15 protein-coding genes are annotated in these 18186 nt (G+C 49.0%); 5 read left to right on the top strand and 10 right to left on the bottom strand.

Annotated elements, in window-relative coordinates; genetic code table 11:
• The first annotated feature begins 40 nt into the window (after positions 1-40).
• Both G459_RS0113200 and G459_RS0113195 read left to right on the top strand, forming a co-directional pair.
• Positions 41-415 carry a cupin domain-containing protein gene (locus G459_RS0113200; protein WP_035455926.1) on the top strand — a complete coding sequence of 125 codons (375 nt, stop codon included), beginning with the start codon at positions 41-43 and terminating at the stop codon, positions 413-415.
• Positions 416-658: 243 nt separating this feature from the next.
• Complete coding sequence (locus G459_RS0113195) at positions 659-1816, top strand: sialidase family protein (RefSeq protein WP_169725029.1); 1158 nt, start codon at positions 659-661, stop codon at positions 1814-1816.
• 44 nt (positions 1817-1860) lie between these two features.
• Here the strand turns inward: G459_RS0113195 and G459_RS0113190 are convergent, their stop codons facing one another.
• Positions 1861-2943, bottom strand: coding sequence for a lipid A-modifier LpxR family protein (locus G459_RS0113190; protein ID WP_026968076.1), 1083 nt, complete (start codon positions 2941-2943; stop codon positions 1861-1863).
• A 380-nt stretch (positions 2944-3323) separates the two neighbouring features.
• On the opposite strand from G459_RS0113190, the gene G459_RS27430 reads away from it, so the two are divergent.
• Positions 3324-4208 carry a helix-turn-helix domain-containing protein gene (locus G459_RS27430; RefSeq protein WP_051315207.1) on the top strand — a complete coding sequence of 295 codons (885 nt, stop codon included), beginning with the start codon at positions 3324-3326 and terminating at the stop codon, positions 4206-4208.
• A 151-nt stretch (positions 4209-4359) separates the two neighbouring features.
• Here G459_RS27430 and G459_RS27425 read toward each other — a convergent pair whose 3' ends face one another.
• The gene (locus G459_RS27425; protein WP_051315206.1) at positions 4360-4785 is read right to left on the bottom strand and encodes a response regulator; all 426 of its coding nucleotides are present in this window, start codon (positions 4783-4785) and stop codon (positions 4360-4362) included.
• On the bottom strand, positions 4778-7321 hold the full coding sequence (locus tag G459_RS0113170; protein ID WP_169725028.1) for a ligand-binding sensor domain-containing protein: 2544 nt from the start codon (positions 7319-7321) through the stop codon (positions 4778-4780). Before G459_RS0113170 ends, G459_RS27425 begins: the two co-directional genes overlap by 8 nt.
• Positions 7322-8012: 691 nt before the next feature.
• Here G459_RS0113170 and G459_RS0113165 point away from each other — a divergent pair.
• The gene (locus tag G459_RS0113165; RefSeq protein WP_026968073.1) at positions 8013-8279 is read left to right on the top strand and encodes a TFIIB-type zinc ribbon-containing protein; all 267 of its coding nucleotides are present in this window, start codon (positions 8013-8015) and stop codon (positions 8277-8279) included.
• A 663-nt stretch (positions 8280-8942) separates the two neighbouring features.
• Entirely contained in the window at positions 8943-10058 is a 1116-nt protein-coding gene (locus tag G459_RS0113160; protein WP_026968072.1) for a mechanosensitive ion channel family protein, read from the top strand.
• 21 nt (positions 10059-10079) lie between these two features.
• On the opposite strand, the gene G459_RS0113155 is transcribed toward G459_RS0113160, so the two are convergent.
• The 7 genes from G459_RS0113155 to G459_RS0113125 all read right to left on the bottom strand — a co-directional run bounded on the left by G459_RS0113155 (position 10080) and on the right by G459_RS0113125 (position 18155).
• Positions 10080-12371 (bottom strand): cation:proton antiporter, encoded by a 2292-nt coding sequence (locus G459_RS0113155; protein WP_026968071.1) that lies wholly within the window; start codon positions 12369-12371, stop codon positions 10080-10082.
• A gap of 241 nt (positions 12372-12612) precedes the next feature.
• Positions 12613-13332, bottom strand: coding sequence for a LytR/AlgR family response regulator transcription factor (locus G459_RS0113150; RefSeq protein WP_026968070.1), 720 nt, complete (start codon positions 13330-13332; stop codon positions 12613-12615).
• Positions 13316-14056: a sensor histidine kinase gene (locus G459_RS0113145; RefSeq protein ID WP_035455868.1), complete on the bottom strand. Its 741-nt coding sequence runs from the start codon at positions 14054-14056 to the stop codon at positions 13316-13318. The genes G459_RS0113150 and G459_RS0113145 overlap by 17 nt, the downstream gene beginning before the upstream one ends.
• Before the next feature lie 143 nt (positions 14057-14199).
• A complete protein-coding gene (locus G459_RS0113140; protein ID WP_026968068.1) occupies positions 14200-14832 on the bottom strand; it encodes a DedA family protein in 633 nt (210 codons plus the stop codon).
• A gap of 79 nt (positions 14833-14911) precedes the next feature.
• Positions 14912-16324, bottom strand: a complete 1413-nt coding sequence (locus G459_RS27420; RefSeq protein WP_035455916.1) for a dicarboxylate/amino acid:cation symporter — start codon at positions 16322-16324, stop codon at positions 14912-14914.
• A gap of 409 nt (positions 16325-16733) precedes the next feature.
• On the bottom strand, positions 16734-17102 hold the full coding sequence (locus tag G459_RS0113130; RefSeq protein ID WP_026968067.1) for a hypothetical protein: 369 nt from the start codon (positions 17100-17102) through the stop codon (positions 16734-16736).
• 315 nt (positions 17103-17417) lie between these two features.
• The gene (locus G459_RS0113125; RefSeq protein ID WP_026968066.1) at positions 17418-18155 is read right to left on the bottom strand and encodes a hypothetical protein; all 738 of its coding nucleotides are present in this window, start codon (positions 18153-18155) and stop codon (positions 17418-17420) included.
• Between the last annotated feature and the right edge of the window lie 31 nt (positions 18156-18186).

Here is an 18186-nt window from a genome sequence, read left to right as displayed (position 1 = left end):
AGTGATAAACCCTGAGCCAAACTCACTAAATCAAAACACCATGCAAGAAATCAAGCCAATCAACGTCCTGGAGAAGTTTTCCTTATTCGATAAGCTTTGGACGCCACACATCATCGGGGAACTCAACGGGCAATATGTGAAGCTGTGCAAGCTGAAGGATGACTTTGTCTGGCATAGCCACGAAAACGAAGACGAGCTTTTTATGGTGTTTAAGGGGACTTTGCTGATGGACTTTCGGGATGGACGAACCGTTGAAGTCAAAGAAGGGGAAATTCTAATCGTCCCCAAAGGAGTCGAACACAGACCGCATACTAGCGGAGAGATTGTCTTTAACCTGCTCTTTGAACCGAAAGCAACCCTACACACCGGCAATGTGGAGAGTGAGTTGACGGTAAAGGAATTGGGGTGGATTTGAGCTTTGTTCTAACAGGGTACCGAACACGGGGTAATCCAGGTGCTTTTACGAAACTTCATTTAGGACTGTGGGTTTGTCAGCCCTGTTTTTTCTCAACCGGATTGTTGAAAATTGAACGGTCGACTTTTTTAATAGTCGGGGAAAACAGAGTAATATTACCCATTGGAGTACTTGGGATTTGGTTAAAAGCCATTTTGGGCAAAAACTGGGACCTCGCATTCTTAATTTACAATGGGATTGAAAATGAATATAAAAGTACTTTTCCTGGGGCTTGTTTTTACCTTGGGTTCCGGGATGGCAATAGGCCAGCAAAAAGATAAATCCGTCGAGCATCGGGTGGTCTTCCAGGAAGATGGAAAATACGCGGGATGGCCCGCAAACCATGGCATATGGGCTTGGGGAGATGAGATCTTAGTGGGATTTGTAGAAGCAAGCTTCAAAGAAGCGCAGCCGGGACTACATACCTATGACCCGAAAACAGCCGAAAACCAATACGCAAGAAGTCTGGACGGAGGGGAGACTTGGACCATTCAGGATGCTTATTCCCTGGGGCAAACTGCCTCGGGCAATGACAACAACATCGCCCCCGATCGCGCCGACGTGCCCACGGTGCTCAGTGAGCCGATGCCGGATTTCACGTCTGAGGATTTTCTCCTGACCTTTTTGAGACAGAACAACCACAATGGCCCGAGCCTTTTTTACTACTCCGAGGATAAAGGAGCGCATTGGAAAGGTCCGTACGTATTCCGAAACATGGGCACGCCGGGGATTGCAAACCGGACGGATTACCATGTGGAGGGTAAGCAGGCGCTGAGCGCGTTCGTCACCTCCGCAAAGACCAATTCGAAAGAAGGAAAGGTGGGTTTTGTGAGAACGACCGACGGCGGACTCACTTGGAGCCTTGTCTCTTGGGTCACCTCCGAGCACGGAGGCTTTGATATCATGCCTTCCTCTATCCGGTTGGATGAAAACACCTGGCTGACGACGATCCGAACCCGCTTGGAAAATGGAGAAAATCTGATCTCCAGCTACCTCTCAAAAGACAACGGAAGTACCTGGAGCAGACTAAGAGACCCCGCTCCTGACACGGGCAGAGGCGGATCACCTCCAGCTTTGGTCAAGCTAAAAGATGGCCGGTTAGCACTGGGCTACATTCACAGGAGTGATTTTGGATCCAGGGTTCATGTCCGTTTTAGCTCGGATGATGGCCTGTCGTGGAGCGATGAGATCCTCTTGCGCAGCGGCGACGGGGCCAACAGGGACGCGGGATATCCCCGGATGATCCAGCGAGCCGACGGGAAACTGGTGATGATCTACTACTGGAACCATGTTAATGACAAGGACGCCAAGCCCTATCGATACATCGCGGCGACCATCTTTGATCCCGGGCAGTGGAAGTAATCGCGGTCGAAAACGCCCTCCGGTTTGCATGTGTTTGACGGGGATCAGATCGAGATCGATACCCGGACTTGTCCCCAACCATAGAAGCCTTCGCCTTTTACCACGTCCCTTTTGAGCACACGTTCATACTGAATATAGATAGACCGATAGTTTAATGTGATCCCCTGAGTCAGATTGCTGTAGTCTTTGTCCAATTCATTGTTGATCAGCGTGTACGGACTTGGTCCAAAGGGGATCAGACTCCCGCTTTTGGTACCGTCATAGAACATGTAGCCCAGATTCAAGTCGGCGTAGACATAGACTTCAAAATCCCTGTTGATATAAGTCGTCCTGCGCCTCGCTTTTTCGGGATGTACCCTCTTCTTCTTTTCCCGCCACCGGACATCATCTAGGATGTAGGTGCCCTTCTTTGACCGTCGGCTGTAGAGACCGTCAAACTGATAATAGGAATTGTTGAACCACCCAAACTTGGTCGTTAACCCCACCTGAGCAAAGTTGTAGATAGTTCCGACGTGTGCTACTGCGTTCATATTTACCTCCCAGTGCCGGGCTTTGATCGGCAGCATCCTTTGCTGCCTGATCTCGTAGTCGATCATCAACCCGTTGGCGATCTGATTGCTCCAGCCCTGTGGATGTTCGCTGTCGGTCTGCTCGTGGATCCAGTTTTGGAGCGATTCACCGCCTGAGATAGGCCCCTGAACTCCCAGGAATAGCTTGCTGACTACCTTCCTTGCGACGCGAAGATTATTGGAATGACGCGTATAGGTTGCATACAGGAGTCCACAGTAGGGTCTGTCCGTGGAATCGACTTCAGCCAAATCAAGATTGGCAGGGGTAAAGATGTCCTGTCCGACAGCTAGGGAAAATCCGCTTTTGTAATCGCCCTTGTTGTTAAATAATACAGCCCGCGCCACTTTATTGTCAAAGATCGGATGGGCAACCACGATCTGCGCACCATTGGTGAAGTATTTGTCAGCGCTGAAAGAATACTGATAGAGGTCATTTTGGGAGTAGAGACCGACGAATCTCGCCTGACCGGTTTTTTGTAACTCTTCCAAAGAGATCGATTGACCTGAGAGCGCCTGACAAATAAGACAGGTGCAGGCCAGAAAAAGTAATCGCATCATACAACAAATAGATTAAAATCTTCAGTTTTTCGTAGTTCAAAGCAGGCGATAGAGTATGCAGTTGAAACGTAATCAAGAGCGGAAAAAGATGATGATGGATGTTTTTTTTGATTACAACCGCCGGAAAGTGGTTTTTTCCCGAGGAGATAATCGTTTCAAGGGGGTATTGTTGTGGCTTTTTCGGTGTTTTTGGAGCGTCTTAAGCAGCAAACTCATTATTTTCTTGACAAATGATATCCATATCCCACCAGCCAATTCGATAATTAGCGAAATATCACCAGTTATTTACTGAATGAATAGCTATAAATAACAGATAATCAGTATTTTAAAACAATGGCACCAAGCTTGGATAACAGGAAGAGAATCTTACTCTCCTTGTCATGGAAACACTTTTCAGCACCGATTTTTCTCCGAAAAACCACTTTTCAATTTTCCCCCACAGGAAGCCCATCGCAGTGCATCCTCTTGGATCTGCCTACCTTGATGTGGATGTCGGATTCAACCAGCCCAAAAGACTCCAGTGCTACGAACTCTACTGGATCAGGCGTGGGTCCGCGCCGATCAACATCGACACCGTAACCCTTGGACTGAGAGACGGATCAGTCTATTGTCTGTCTCCCGGTCAAGTGAGGCAGTTGGAGTGGGATGGAGGTCTCGAGGGATTCTATATTTCGATCTGCCCCGATTTCTTCAATCTGCTTCAAAACCGGTTTGAGGTCGCTTCGGTTTTTGACTTTGCGGGAGAGATGAGGGAGATAGAGATCAAAGAAGGGTTGGAAGGCGAACTTGAGCAGATCATCGACAAGATCAGCAGGGAGATCAGCGCTTGCTCCGCGATGCAATCTGACCTTCTGCGGGCCTGGCTTAATATCTTTATGCTGTACTTGACCCAATGTATGTCGGTCAGCCGCGCGGATTCGTCGCCCACTGGCGACCGGGATCTCCTGAAGCGCTTCCTGAACTTGCTGCCAAGCCATCATTCCCAAAAGAAGATGGTGTCTGAATACGCCGAGATTCTCTGTGTCACTCCCAATTACCTCAATTCGGTCGTCAAGAAGATCACCGGATTTCCCGCCAGCCACCACATCCAGCAGTACCTGGTGATGGAGGCAAAGCGCTATGCGATGTACTCCCAGCTACGGATGAAGGAGATCGCAAACCGCTTGGGATTTGTCGATTACGCGCATTTCAGCAAGTATTTTAAGAATTATGCAGGGGTCAATTTTTCCAATTACCTCAAAGAGATCAACACGACACTCGCTTGAAATCCTCAGCCTCCGCCGTTGAGAAAAAGGAGCTTCAAATAAGGCTTCTGATTTTCTAGAAAGTCATCACCGGTTTTTTCAGAGACCTAATTAGAATTGTAAACCGCACCACTAAAAGAAATCTAAAATTGCCGAAAGCAGTAAGGAGCTATTAGACCTCGTTAGAGCTGGAATCCAACAACCAGCCCCCTAGTTTTTCTTTTAAAACTGTCACCTGGGTGTCTTCCATGGGCTTTTCCCAAAAATCAATCACAACTCCGAATTCTTTTGATCGTTCCCGTTCAGTCCTGCTCAGCGAAGAGGTGACCATCACAACCTTGATGTCGGCATGTCTGACTTGGCTGGATAACTGAATTAAAAATTCCCATCCGTCCATCTTGGGCATGTTGATGTCCAAAAAAATCAAAATCCGGCTGTCGGGCGTATCCAATGGAAGAATAGCTTCCAAAGCCTCACCTGCATCGGGAAAAGTCATTGGCTTACTGCCAAGATTTCCTTCCTTGACTATGATCTTATGAAGAAACAGTACTCCGGGATCATCGTCAATTATCAATATCTTAGGATTGCTGTCAGTCATTACTCAAATTTTCGGATTTGGCGTGAGTCTCCTTTACTATTTCATCGAGTTGTTTCAAGGTATCCAAAAGTTCTATCTCCAGTTGCTCTTTGCTTTTTTCCACAGCGCTGTACTTTGGATATTTGATCAGCAATTGGTTGATGCCCATCGCTTTGGTCAAAGGAGCTCTGACCAGATGTGACTGCCGCCAGGTGATTTCTTTCAAGACCGTATTTTGATCCGCGATCTCCCGGACAGCATCCTTCAGCTGCTCGTTTGCGTGGCTTAGTTCCGAGGTCCTTTGGTTTACCAGAGATTCCAGGTTGTTCTTCAGTCTTGTGTTGAAATAATATTTGACAATGAAGTATATCAAAAGACAAAAAGCAACAGCTACAAGAATCTTAAAGGCCAATGTTTGTACCAAGGATGCTGAAACCACGATCGGCAAAGTCTGAATCTGTTCCAACTTCCCATGCCTGAGGACTTTCACCTCCAGGTGGTAGCTACCGGGCTTCAGACCGTTGAAGATGAGCTGTCTTTGGTCTTTGATGGGGTGCCATACGTCTGTCTTGGCATCAATTCGATAAAAGAGGGAATATTGGGAAGGGTTTTCAAAATCAACCAGACTAAACGAAATCCCGAACATCCTCACACCCTCCGGGATTTCGATTTCATCTTCAATGGGGATTTTTTGATCTCCCAGCTGAAGCTCGTCCCAGATAAAGGCGGATCGTCCATTTGCATCTTTTGAAACGGGAAAGGGGTAAATCACGCCTACACCCTCCACGGTCGGTATCCAGATATTTCCCGAAAAATCCCGGAGTGAAGCGGGGAAGATCAACCCGTTCGCTTCAGAATTTGGCATTCCATGACGGCTGTTATACAAGGTCGTTGCAATGAAAAAATCGTCATCTGTGGTCTCTTTGAATCGTTCGAGTTCCGATTTTGCGAAATATTGGACTCCAAAATTGTTGCTGATCCAGACGCCCTCCAGCCCGTCATCGGTGATGCTGTACACGCTTCGGGATTTTAAGCCGTTTCGTTTTTTCAGGATTTTGAACTTGCCATCCTTTAAGAGCACCACGCCACCGTGCGTACCAAACCAGAGGTCGGCGCTTTCGTCTTCGTAGATACAATAGATGATATCCTCTCCAGGTGTGAGGGGCAAGGTTTGGTTTTCGACAAATTCGCCATCCTCAATCCTGAATATCCCCTGATTCATCGAGCCGAGGACAATCTGCCCGTTTTTCAGTTCCAGAATACTTATAAAATTGGTGTTGGAGTAAGCCTCTGGGAGCTCGACCTTGTGAAGAACTCCGTCTTCATCAAAATAATGGACTCCTCCATACCTTGTCAGCACCCAAAGCCAATCCCTGGAGTCTTTGTATACCGCATTGACATAGTTGCTTTTGAGGCCATCCTCCTGGGTGATCTTGTCGATGACTTTGCCTGATAGGATGTCAATCACGGTAATTCCCGATGTGGTCCCGGCGTAGATTCGACCGGATGACGAGCCGATGGTCGTTACTCCGTTTTGTATCAGGCCTTCGTTTGTGGTCAGGCTGCTGATTTTTCCGTCGTTGATGCGGAAGAGTCCATCTGATTTGGTCCCAATCCAAATACTGCTGTCACTGCCTTGGAAGATCGGCTTGATGTTTTTCTCTTTCAGAGCCTCAAAATTAAGCTGATTGACTTTTGCCGGTTTTACCAAGGCAAGCCCTCTGCCCAGAGTCCCCAAGTACAGGTTTTCATCTTCCTTGATTATCTTCCGGACTGTATAGTTTTTTAATTCAGGATAGGTAAATCGGGTGATGGTCCCGTCCTCGATCAGTATCAAACCTTTCTCAAGAGATCCTGCCCAGATTCTGTCTTCTGAATCAACGGTAAGACTACTGGGATTGATGCCTTTGGCCTGCTCGTACGTGATGATCTGTTCCCTTTCATAGTTTTCCTTAAGCCGAAAAATTCCCGAGTCAGGAGAATAGACATAGATTGAACCGACAGTTCCAAAGACCTTTTGAACGGAGAAATCTTCCGGCGAAACCAGACGCGCCTGCCGGGATCTTTGGTCCAGTTCATACAGCCCCCGATTGGTCCCCACCAACAGTCTTGAATCTTCAAGCGGGAAAAAACCAAGGATCTCAAGCTGTATGTTGGGAGTCCAAAAATCAAGGAGGGTAAACGTGTTGTCCTCCCAGGAATAGATTTCTCCCTTTTGCGTACCAATCAGCAGGCCCCCGTTTCCATTTTCGGCAATGGCCCTGATCCAGGTATTTTCAGCGATCTGTCTGCAGTCGATGACTTTTTTGATGTTTTTCTCCAACAGGGCGATGCTGCGGTCACCCGTTGCCCAAATGCCTCCCGGAGTTTTGAAAAACGTGTAATACGTCTGCTCAAGCATTTCGGGATAAGAATCCTCGTCGAAGATCTTCGGAGATCCTCCGTCAAACCTGACCAGCCCTTCTTCTGTCGCAATCCACAGATACCCCGAATTGTCTTTTTCAAGTGCAAACACGGAGTTTTGCGGAAAGCCATTGGAGTTGTCCCAAATCTCCATCACATAATCCCCAGAAACCCCGGTTGAATCACGAAAGAAATTCCCTGATTGGGCTATTCCTTCCCGCACACCTGAAGACAGTACGGCAAGTTGAAATAATAGAAAAAAAGATAGTTTGAAAAAAGCCTGAGTGCGCAATGGTCCTGATTGACAGGATTGTTGTATTCTGTTCCAACAGACACTGAGCAACATTCTGTTTGGCATTGCAGTTTTTTTAACCGGAAATCACGTTGAAGCAATAAGACCTCTTGGTAATATAACTTTATTTCTATCCAGATATAGTCAATAAACTACAATCAATTTAAAAAATTTAGGGCTTCTATAGTTTGGTTTTAAACCCCGTCAAAGGACGGAAAATGCTTTCCACTTCTACCTCCCAGACAATCAGGGAGGTAATCGGTTAAATCCAAGTCAGGGGTAGTCCGCATCAGTTAATCCATCTAAACTTTGGTCACCTAGATCGGGCAAGGCTCACTATGAAGTCGCCCGTAAGCCCTCATTTCGGGGTATCGCTGCTCCTCACGGCGGCAGTGATCCAGGGACCTTCAAAATTGACAGCGCCCATAGGGAGTCAGGCCGTTTGCTGCCGATATACCCTGCGCCAGGGAACAATCCTCGGGTTCTCCCGTTAGGAAAGGGATTAAGTTTTATTGGACGGTTCAAGTCCTTCACAAAGTAAACCCCTTAGCGTATGAAATGCCCTGCATGTAACGAAACACTTTTAATGAGCGATAAAAAAGGTGTGGAGATCGATTATTGTCCCAATTGCCGTGGGATATGGTTGGACCGGGGAGAACTCGAAAAAATCATCGAGCGGTCTGCAGAACATTATTCCAACGAAGGCAATTATGGTTCTAGCCAGAAAGGCTATGACCAAACTCATCATGACAAAGACCGCTATGGTAGACATCCGCATAAGAAAAAGGAATCATTCCTAAGCGATCTGTTTGATTTTTAAGCGGAAAGGGTGCCGACAGGAAGCTGTGCAGCAATCCAAGCATTAAGAAACAGTCCGCCACGGCGGACTGTTTTAGGTTTGAGCCAGACCGTTTTCCAGTACAATGGGACTCGAGACATTCAGAGGCGAGAGGTTTTATAATTGGGGGAATTGAACAGTCTCACCCTGCAAACTTTTTAAACTCTTCATTTGAGACTGTTCAATTAACTGTGTCATGATTTAATGTTTTAAATTTTAAACTCTAATCTTCCAACCCGACAACAGGTTCGCGGACAACGTGACAACCCGACAACACCGCTGGAACTCCCCCCATTTTAAACTCTTCATTTTAAATTTTAAACTCTAATCTTCCAACTTCCAGCCCCCAGACCTCCATACTTCCCGACTTCCTACCTCCAACTTTTCAACCTGCCTACCGGAACCCGGTCATAAATTCAATTTTTTGAGGATTCGCGGAACAATTACCGGCGAAAAGCCCTTTATTTCTATGTGCTACGTTTCGTTTAGACCTGCCCGTACAGGTTCGGCACCCTGGCCACTTTCCCCCGCCAACAACGGTATGCATGGAAAGTGCCTCCAATCAAGCCTCAAATCGGCTTTTTTATCTGGCTTGGCCCTTGCGCCACCAGCAGTTTTCTTTGGCCACTAAACCTATTTAAACTCATGGAAACACTATTGGAACAAGAATACTTTGGAAACAGTCTCCAGTCCTACCTGATCGTCTTGGGCGTTATCTTGATCGGTCTGCTGCTGGTCGCAGCTTTCAAAAGGTTTATCCTCAAGCGCGTCCATGCCTGGGTCGCGTCCACGGACAATGCCTATGACGACTTTGCAGTGGAGGCGGTCAGCAAGTACCTCGTGCCCATGGTGGACTATGTCATCGTCTACGCCGCGCTGAAAACTCTCGTCTGGCCCGAGCGCTTTGCCAATATCCTGGAAGTGGTCTTTGTAGTCGTTCTGACATACTACGCGATCCGGCTGGTGTCCAGCGTGATCCTGATGCTGCTGCGCACCTACATCAGCCGACAGGAAGGCGGAGAGGAGAAAATCAAGCAGATGGGAGGGGTCATATTGATCGTTAATATCGTCATCTGGATCACGGGAATTGTCTTTCTCTTTGGTAACCTCGGCTACGATGTCACGGCCATCATCGCCGGGATGGGGATAGGGGGTATCGCCATCGCCCTGGCTGCGCAAAACATCATAGGTGACTTGTTCAATTACTTCGTGATCTTCTTTGACCGACCATTTGAGGTAGGGGATTTTTTGGTCGTGGGGGACAAAAACGGCATCGTCGAGAAGATCGGCATCAAGACCACCCGGATCGCCACCCTCTCAGGGGAGCAGCTGGTCTTTTCCAACAGTGACCTGACCGGTTCCCGCATCCACAACTACAAGAAGATGCAGCGGCGTAGGATCGTCTTTGGGGTGGGGGTCACCTACGAGACTTCCCCCGAGGATCTCAGAGCCATCCCTTCACTCCTGCGGGAGATCGTGTCGTCCCAACCGGATGTCACCTTTGATCGGGCCCACTTCAAGGCTTTTGGAGACTCCAGCCTGGACTTCGAGATCGTATATTTCGTGGAAAATGCCGAATTCAATACCTATATGGACGTCCAGCAAGAGATCAACCTGCAGATATACGAGCAGCTGGGCAATCGGGGTATCTCCATAGCTTTCCCTACGCGCACGCTTTACATCCGCAACGAAAACGGGATGAAATTTAACGTCAACCGGAGCGAGGCAACTGTCACGGAAAACGGCTCAAGCCAAAACTGAAACCTGCCCACTGAAACCTGCCTACTGAGACTGACTCGCTTTCTTTTCTGCCAATATCAAAACGGACGGAATGTCTGAAAGCCAGACACTTTTACTTTCCACGAGCTTTTTCCAGCTTTTGAAGGAAATGACCATCAAATCCTGCGTTTTCAAAAAGTCCTTGCTGAGGTAGTTTTCATGCCGCAACTGGATATGGTGCGGCGCCACGTGCTCGATGGCCCGGATCGCTTCCTTGATTTCGGGCCTGCTTTTCACCTGTCCGGCGGCATCGATCAGCGTTACCTGTGCTCCGGAATTGTTGATCCATTTTTGTGCAAACTGCACCAGAAAATCGTCCTTTTGGGAGAAGATTGGGATAAAGATCCGATCCGCCTGCTTGAATCCCTTGTCTATCCAGACGCCAACCGGGACTTGACTGGCTCGGATGATGCTTCTGGTCCGTTCGTCAAATGGGAGGTTTTCAAACAGGTTTTCCTTTCCGGTGACTTGATTGAGGATACGGTCAGGACTGATTATCTTGGTGGTGAAGCCCAGGACTTTTCCCAAAAAACTCCCCTCAAATATCGACTGCCCGACACCCATCAGGAGCAGGTCATAGTTCCCCTTGTTGGCCACTTCGATGATGTCTCCTTCGATGTCGGATGAAGCTTTGAAGAGCGTAGTCACCTTTTGCTGCAGTTGCTGGGCTTCGTGAATTACCGGGCCAAAGCTTTCGCGCTCATAGGCAGTCTGATTGAAATAGTTCAGCTCATCCACCGGACTGAGGTGCATGGCAGTGATGGACGCGTTCCCGTTCAGCTTTTGAATCATGCTGTGTGCCAGTCTCACCAGCGACCTTCCCCGCTCAGGATGTCCAAAGGAGACCAAAATCCGGTAGTTACTCTGTTGAATGATTTCCTGGGGAATCAGGGAAGGCTTGGAGCGGAAGGACCAGTTGATCAGGTCAAGTGCCGGACCGGTCATAAACGTGGTCACCAAGGCCATAATGACCATCATCGCAAAGATCTCCGGAGTCAACACGCCTAGGTCGTAGCCGATGTTGAGGACTACCAGCTCCATCAGCCCGCGGGTGTTCATCAGTGCTCCGATGGTCAGGCTGTCTTTCCAACTCTGGCCGACGAACCGGGCAGCGATGGCGCTTCCGACAAACTTGCCCACGACGGCGACCACGATGATCATCCCGGTCACTTTCCAGAGGTAAGGGTCATTCAACAGCCCAATCTCGGTCCTCAAACCGGTGTAGACAAAGAAAAGGGGAAGCAGCAACACCAGCGAGACGTCTTCCACCTTTTCGATGAAAATGTTCCGAAACTTCGTGTTTTCCGGCATGATGGCTCCGGCCATAAAAGCGCCGAAAAGTGCATGGATTCCAATCACTTCAGTGGCATAAGCTGAGATGATCAGGGTAAGGAAAAAGATGGCCACGATGGGCTTGCTGAGATTCTCACGTGAGGTGTGGAGGTCGCCAATCCGCTTGAGAAAGGGACGGATCACCTTGATCATCACAAAAACATAGCCCATTGCCAATGCGATCACATAGAGCGAACTGACAAACGAACCGGCCTTAACAATGGCAATCACAGCTGCCAAAAGACACCAGGCCGTAATATCATCCGCGGCGGCGCAGGTGATGACCACTGTCCCGAGCCGGGTTTTTTGCAGGCCCCTTTCCTGGACAATCCGCGCCAAAACCGGAAAGGCAGTGATGCTCATCGCAATGCCCAAAAACAGGCCGAAGGATAAAAACTCAACACCCTCGGGTGCAAATGAGGTGTAGATGAAATAGGCCAGTCCAATCCCAAGTGCAAACGGAATCACGATACTCGCATGGCTGATTACCACGGCATCGTTGGCTTTGTTTCGCAATACCTTCAGATCCAGCTCCATACCGATCACAAACATGAACAGGATCAGGCCGATCTGACTGAGAAACTGGAGGTTGCCAAGTGACTCTACAGGAAAAAGAGCCAGCGAGAAATCAGGGAAGATCCATCCCAACAGAGAGGGACCCAGCACGATTCCGGCGATGATCTCTCCGATCACGGTGGGTTGCCCCACTTTTTTGCTGATCCATCCAAAGATCCTCGCAACCAGGATGATGGTCACGATCTGAGCTAAAAGTATGGCAAGTGGGTGGGTAAGGTTATGGCCCATCGACTCCACAAATTCTGTCCATTGGCTGGAGTTTGATTCGGAAGGTTGAACATTCCGGCCCGCCTCAAGGCTTTGTCCTTTGACACTGATATAATACATCAGGGCAGAAAATATCCCGATCGTCGAAAGATAAAAAATAGTGTTTCGGTGCTTTCTCATTGGCCTTGTTTAATGAATTTGGTCCGGGCGATGCAGGTATCCTTTCTTATTCAAACGTATTTTCTTATCTGAACAGAAAAGATACCTGGCCTGGCTTGGATCAGGCGTTCATCCCCGGGTGTAAATGACAAGACTGCCATTCCAAATCCATACTAAGTTGGGATAAATCCATTTGAGAATCCCGTGGCTTGTCTCCATTCCCCCGTCAAATGGTGCAAGCGGGGAATTTTTTGTAACAAGTTCAGGAGTTCACCTTTCGAAGAAACTCTTCCCTGAACCGCTCGCTGAGGGTAAGGGTCAGAGCTTTGCCGGATTCCAGATTCAAGACTGTGGTGATCTGATCATGGGAAAAGAACCGGACAATGTCCAGATTGATCATCTCCTGCTTGTTGATCCGGACGAATGTGCCTTTCGGAAGGGAAAGCTGAAGCGTCTCAAAGGAGATGTTCTTGAGCAAAAGCAAGGTGCCGTCCTTCAGGTGAGCGGTCTTGTCCCTGCTCTCCATGGGAGATGTCCCGATCCATGCCAGCTGATCCACCGGGATCAGCGCCTTCCCTTTATCCGTATTACAGGAGAAAAAGCGTGATGTCTCCTGCTGGGCATCGATCTGGATCCTGGCTTTGTCGATGGCACGCTTTAGCCGGTCGAGGGAAACGGGCTTTCGGAGGTAATCCACCGCATTGAGATCAAAAGCCTCCGCGGCATATTCTTTATAGGCTGTCGCAAAGATCACAGCTTTGCCCTGAAGGAGATTTGCCACTTTCAACCCGTCAAATTGCGGCATCTCAATGTCAAGGATACAGAGATCAAACTCCAAAGCCGGAAATTCTTCCAAAAAACGGGAGGGATCATTGAAGGACTTGACGACAGTCAGTCCCGGAATCTGCTCACATAGCATCTTGAGATAAGTCAGCCCCGGCAATTCATCATCCAGAAGCAGGCATTTAAGTTCCTTTTCCATTCAGATCGATCTTGAGTTGAGCCAGGTAAACTTCCCCCTCCTTAAATCGCTCCAGGGTGTAGCGTCCCTTGTAGAGAATATCCAAGCGTTGGGTCAGTGATTCCGTACCAAGCCCGCTGTTGGCCTTAAAAAGGGAAGATTTCGAGGATGCTTTGTTGGAAACCAACATGGAAAACAATCCGTCCTTCAGTTCGATGATGATCCGGATAAAGGAATCCCCGCTCTGGAGATCCGCATGCTTGAAGGCATTTTCGATGAGATCGATGGAAATCATCGGTGCCAGGATTTTTGAAAGATACAATGGACTGTTTTCCTCGATTCTGGTTTTCACGCTCAACTCAAACAGCGGGCTGAGCTTGATCTTGTTGATCTCTATCAGATTCAGGGCAAAGTCGATCTCCTCCTTGGGGCTTACAAACTTTTGGCGGCTTTCGTAGAGGATGTAATCCAGGACATTGGCCAGTTTGTCCAGCGCAAAGTAAGTCTGATAGGCATGGGACTGGATCGAGTTCAGGATATTCTTGAAGAGGTGGGGGCTAAGTTTGGACTCCAGGGTTTCAAGCCTCAGGGAGCCTGTCTTTTGCTCCATTTGGCTCAGTAGCTCAGCAGACTTCCGGCTTTCCCGGGAGACTTGTTGCAGCTTTCTGAAAAGGAAAAAAAGCAGCACCGCCGCTCCTGTCAGGAGTGAAAGCAAGACAGCGATGAGGAGTTGTTCTGGAGTCACCTGGTGGGTTTCGGTGGGTTAAGATTCGGAAAAATAGTCAAAAGGCCTTAGATATCCGGAATTCAGCAAGAGGGGATTCGTAGCCCATGGGACTGTCCCCGAGCTTAGTGAACCTTCTGTGGCTGTCTCCCTGGGAAAAAGACTCAGGATACACCGTCTCTTTTGATCCTGCGAAACTGTCTGATCAATGGGATGGAGGTGACCACAATCAGCAACACGACGATCCATTCCAGATAGTGGATCAGGTCCGGAAAGATGATCTTTAGGAAATACCCCGCCAACACCAGACTGGAGGTCCAAACCACCGCGCCAAGGAGGTTATACACCATGAAAACCCGAAAATCGGACCTGATCAACCCCAGACAAAGCGGCAGAAAAGTCCGGATGACTGGAATAAACCGACCGATGACGATTGCCCCGTGCTGCCGCTTTTCAAAATAGGACGAAGCCATATTGAGATAGCTGGCTTTGAAGAAAAATGAATCCGGCCGGGAAAGCAGCCATCTGCCAAGTTTCAACCCGACATAGTACGATACAGCATACCCTAAGAAAGCGGCTATCGCAAGAAGGAGTACCAGCAAATGGATGCTTACGTCCAAGATCGGCAATCCACAAAGCACCCCGGCCAAAAACAACAGCGAATCTCCCGGCAGGAAGAAGCCGAAGAATACCCCGTTTTCGGTAAATATCACCGCCAGCAGCAGGAGGAGCCCACCCCGGCGGATAATCAGCTCCGGACTCAGCAACTCTAAGATGGACTGAATAAATTCGATCATGGGGATGTTGTAGCTAGGAGCAGTTGAACTTGCCGCGGAGTCTGACCGAAGGGCCGGGACAGAAAGACCGGGACAGCCCTCACAGCTCGTTGATTAATTCAGGTTCAGTGACAGGCTGAGCTATAGGATCACTGGCCTCCAGACCAAATTCCCCTTCCCATTTGGCAATAACCACTGTTGCCAGGCAGTTGCCAATCACATTGACCGAAGTCCTCGCCATATCCATCAGTTCATCGATCGCCAGGATCAGGAATATCGGAGCCATCGGCAGGTTAAAACTGGCCGCAGTTCCCATCAGGATAATCAGGGAGGCTCTTGGGATGCCTGCCACTCCTTTGCTGGTCAGCATGAGTGTCAGCACCATCAAAATCTGATCTTCTATCCCCATCTGGATCCCCGCAGCCTGGGCTACAAAGATCGACGCCAAGGCAAGGTAGAGCGTGGTGCCGTCCAAGTTGAAGCTGTAGCCGGTGGGCATCACAAAGGCCACGATCTTTCGCGGAACCCCAAACTTCTCCATCGCTTCCATCGCCTTGGGAAGCGCTGCCTCCGAACTGGTCGTCGCAAATGCAATGGAAACAGGCTCAGAGATGGCCTTCAAAAACTTGATTACCGGAATCTTGAGCAGGTAGGCGATGGGGAGCAACACCAGCACCAAGAAGCCCAACAGGGCCACATACAAGGTTGCCAACAGGTGAAACAGGTTGACCAATATCCCAAGTCCCATCTCACCCACCGTGTAGGCGATGGCCGCCCCGACACCAAACGGGGCAAAATACATGATCACGCGGGTGAAGTTAAACATGACCTCCGAGAGGCTCTCGGTGAAGGAAAGCATCACCCGCTTCTTTTCCCCGTCTTTCACCAGCGCCAGGCCGATTCCAAAGAGGATGCTGAAAAGGACAATCTGCAAGATCTCTCCCTCGTAGATGGACTTGGCAATGTTCTCCGGGAAGATATGGAGGATCACTTCCTGCCAACCCCGTGCAGTTCCCTGGAGCGGTACGTCACCTTCAGGCAGTTCGATACCGACTCCGGCTTGGGAGATGTTGATGGCCACCAGGCCGATGATCAAAGCCAGTGTGGTCACCAGCTCAAAATACAGCAGCGACTTCCAGCCCATCCTGCCAACCTGCTTCAGATTCGAATGACCCGCAATCCCCACCACCAGGGTGCCGAAGAGCAAGGGGGCAATCACGGTTTTGATCAGTTTGAGAAACACCTGGCTGACTACTTTCAGGTTCATTGCCAGCTCGGGAAAGTCAACGCCAATAACGATCCCAATAAGCATGCTCCCGAATATCCAGGTAGTGAGCGATGCCTTTTTCAGACAGTATCCGATCACGGCCAACAAGCCCAGCCACCTGCTGGCCATTAGAACGGCGTCGGAGAGGAGCTCCGGCCATAGCAGATGCAAGACACCGGTGAGCGCAGCTTGGGTGGCCAATGCCGCCGATAGATAAATGATCGTGTTTGATTTTTTAAGTGACATGGTAAGGAGGATGCGATACAGATTGATTTCAGGACCGGAGATCGGAGGTTTTTTGGGGTGTTCGAAAGAGGTCGATACGCGGGGCTTAATCGTGCATGCCGGTTTGGTTTTCATTGCCCGAACCGACCAGGGAACTGGGTTGAAGCACAGGGATGGATGGGTAGCGGTACCCTTTTCAGGGAAACACCCGGACTATCGGAGTCACGCCCCTACAGGATGAGTCACACACGGGAAAGCCCGCCGTTTTCTAAGGCAGCGTTGGATCCGGTTGGATCGCTTGCCAGGGACGGTCTAGCTGAGACGTGCCGAGGGTCGGGTTCAATCCCGGACGGTGCGTTCCCGCTCCACCAAATGGGCTTTCCAGTTGACTTGGGCGACTACTCAGAAGAACTGTTGGGCTTTCTGGGGACTAAGTGAAACAGTGGTGGGGATTCACTGTCAAAAAATCAGGCCGGCTGGAAGAGATCGCAGCTGGCAATATTTTGGTCTTGCTTCCTTTCAGAACACAGAAAGCCGAGAGTCCGGAATAGGGATTGAGGATGGATTGAGGCTCAAAAAAACACTGGAGTGTCCGGACTACCGGCCTTTGGGGAACATACCCAAATGGCAGTCCATCGCCTACTTCCAGGCTTATACTTTGCTGAAGGGAGTGGGAGGGATAGGATAGTTCCGCCGAGGTAGGCGCGTCAGGGTAGGAGGTCACGGGAATATTCCCGGACAAAATGCTCACCGCACCTATCAGATTGAGAAATAAGAACAGGATCCCAAAAATCCTCATAGGAAATATTTGCAGGTAAAGCTAGCTGAAAAAAAAGACTTGATTTTCAAAGAAGGTGTCAAATAGTTTCGGGTGATGTCAAATTCCCAACCCGGAATTCCAAACTAAGTAAAGTGTTGTCTCACTTCGATCAATATAAACCATAAAGCCTATGTAAGCCATTTTTTTCCTCTCATTCATCCCTCCCAAGAAAGAGGCTATGGATGGGGGTGGTTTGAGCGGTTCCACGTACGAGAGCGTGATCGGGGAAACTGGTGTGAGTAATGGTTTGCGTGGTGCTTGCTTGAATGCAAGCTGCCTTCAACTTGCTCACCGTTATCTCCTAGTCGGGACATCGTCCTCAAAGATTCGTATGGTTCCGATATTTGCCATTTGACCTGCGGGATCCCCCTGTTTCGAAAGCAGGATCATGCATTTTCGGATATTGGTCAAGCCATAGAGTTCTCCGTCATCGAACTCTCCGACTGCAGAAACTATCCACAATGCCCGGTAGCTGACATCGTCGTATTTGCCATTGTCTATCTTGATAAAGAGTGTAAAAGCCCCGTTATCGCCGGACGCAATCCCAGATCCCCATCCAGTATCCAGTCCGCTGGCATATTCGGGGTTTTTTTCGTTGGGGTTGGCAACGGAATAGTAGCCAAGTGAAGATTTGTAGGTATCGAATTGGTCTCTGGCGATAAAGATAGAGTCCAGATATCCTCCAAATGACGAGTCTGCGTAGGAGGGATAGTATTTGTCATAGAGACAAGAATGATCTACTGAGTAAATTTGAGGACAGGGGCCAGACTGGCAATAATCGAAGATCTCTGGAGGGTTGTCGCCTTCGTGGATGGTCATACCCTTACTTTTTATTTCATCGAGAAACGGTTCCAAACTCCCCGTTATTGCAAGAACTTCATCTGTAAAAATCTCCGAAACTACTTCTTGAGGCAGATCATACTTTCCCAGTTCGGGCGAGGGGATCCCGTCATTCAGATCACAGGCGAATAGAAAAAAGATACCCGCGAAAGGAGCGATCCTTAAGTTCAAAAATTCTAATACGGTTTCCATAGCCTCTGAATTTAAATGGATAATATGCATC

The sequence above is a fragment of the Algoriphagus terrigena DSM 22685 genome (genome assembly GCF_000429445.1).
Lineage (GTDB): Bacteria > Bacteroidota > Bacteroidia > Cytophagales > Cyclobacteriaceae > Algoriphagus > Algoriphagus terrigena.
This window is presented reverse-complemented; position numbering and strand designations above follow the sequence as displayed.

What these genes read in the sequence shown, in the direction of transcription:
- G459_RS0113165 (WP_026968073.1), top strand. Translation starts at nt 8,013, where the DNA reads ATGAAATGCCCTGCATGTAACGAAACACTTTTAATGAGCGATAAAAAA.
- G459_RS0113160 (WP_026968072.1), top strand. Translation starts at nt 8,943, where the DNA reads ATGGAAACACTATTGGAACAAGAATACTTTGGAAACAGTCTCCAGTCC.
- G459_RS0113170 (WP_169725028.1), bottom strand. Translation starts at nt 7,321, where the DNA reads ATGGAGATTTGGGACAACTCCAATGGCTTTCCGCAAAACTCCGTGTTT.
- G459_RS0113200 (WP_035455926.1), top strand. Translation starts at nt 41, where the DNA reads ATGCAAGAAATCAAGCCAATCAACGTCCTGGAGAAGTTTTCCTTATTC.
- G459_RS27420 (WP_035455916.1), bottom strand. Translation starts at nt 16,324, where the DNA reads ATGTCACTTAAAAAATCAAACACGATCATTTATCTATCGGCGGCATTG.
- G459_RS0113190 (WP_026968076.1), bottom strand. Translation starts at nt 2,943, where the DNA reads ATGATGCGATTACTTTTTCTGGCCTGCACCTGTCTTATTTGTCAGGCG.
- G459_RS0113155 (WP_026968071.1), bottom strand. Translation starts at nt 12,371, where the DNA reads ATGAGAAAGCACCGAAACACTATTTTTTATCTTTCGACGATCGGGATA.
- G459_RS0113130 (WP_026968067.1), bottom strand. Translation starts at nt 17,102, where the DNA reads ATGAGGATTTTTGGGATCCTGTTCTTATTTCTCAATCTGATAGGTGCG.
- G459_RS27425 (WP_051315206.1), bottom strand. Translation starts at nt 4,785, where the DNA reads ATGACTGACAGCAATCCTAAGATATTGATAATTGACGATGATCCCGGA.
- G459_RS0113140 (WP_026968068.1), bottom strand. Translation starts at nt 14,832, where the DNA reads ATGATCGAATTTATTCAGTCCATCTTAGAGTTGCTGAGTCCGGAGCTG.
- G459_RS27430 (WP_051315207.1), top strand. Translation starts at nt 3,324, where the DNA reads ATGGAAACACTTTTCAGCACCGATTTTTCTCCGAAAAACCACTTTTCA.
- G459_RS0113195 (WP_169725029.1), top strand. Translation starts at nt 659, where the DNA reads ATGAATATAAAAGTACTTTTCCTGGGGCTTGTTTTTACCTTGGGTTCC.
- G459_RS0113125 (WP_026968066.1), bottom strand. Translation starts at nt 18,155, where the DNA reads ATGGAAACCGTATTAGAATTTTTGAACTTAAGGATCGCTCCTTTCGCG.
- G459_RS0113150 (WP_026968070.1), bottom strand. Translation starts at nt 13,332, where the DNA reads ATGGAAAAGGAACTTAAATGCCTGCTTCTGGATGATGAATTGCCGGGG.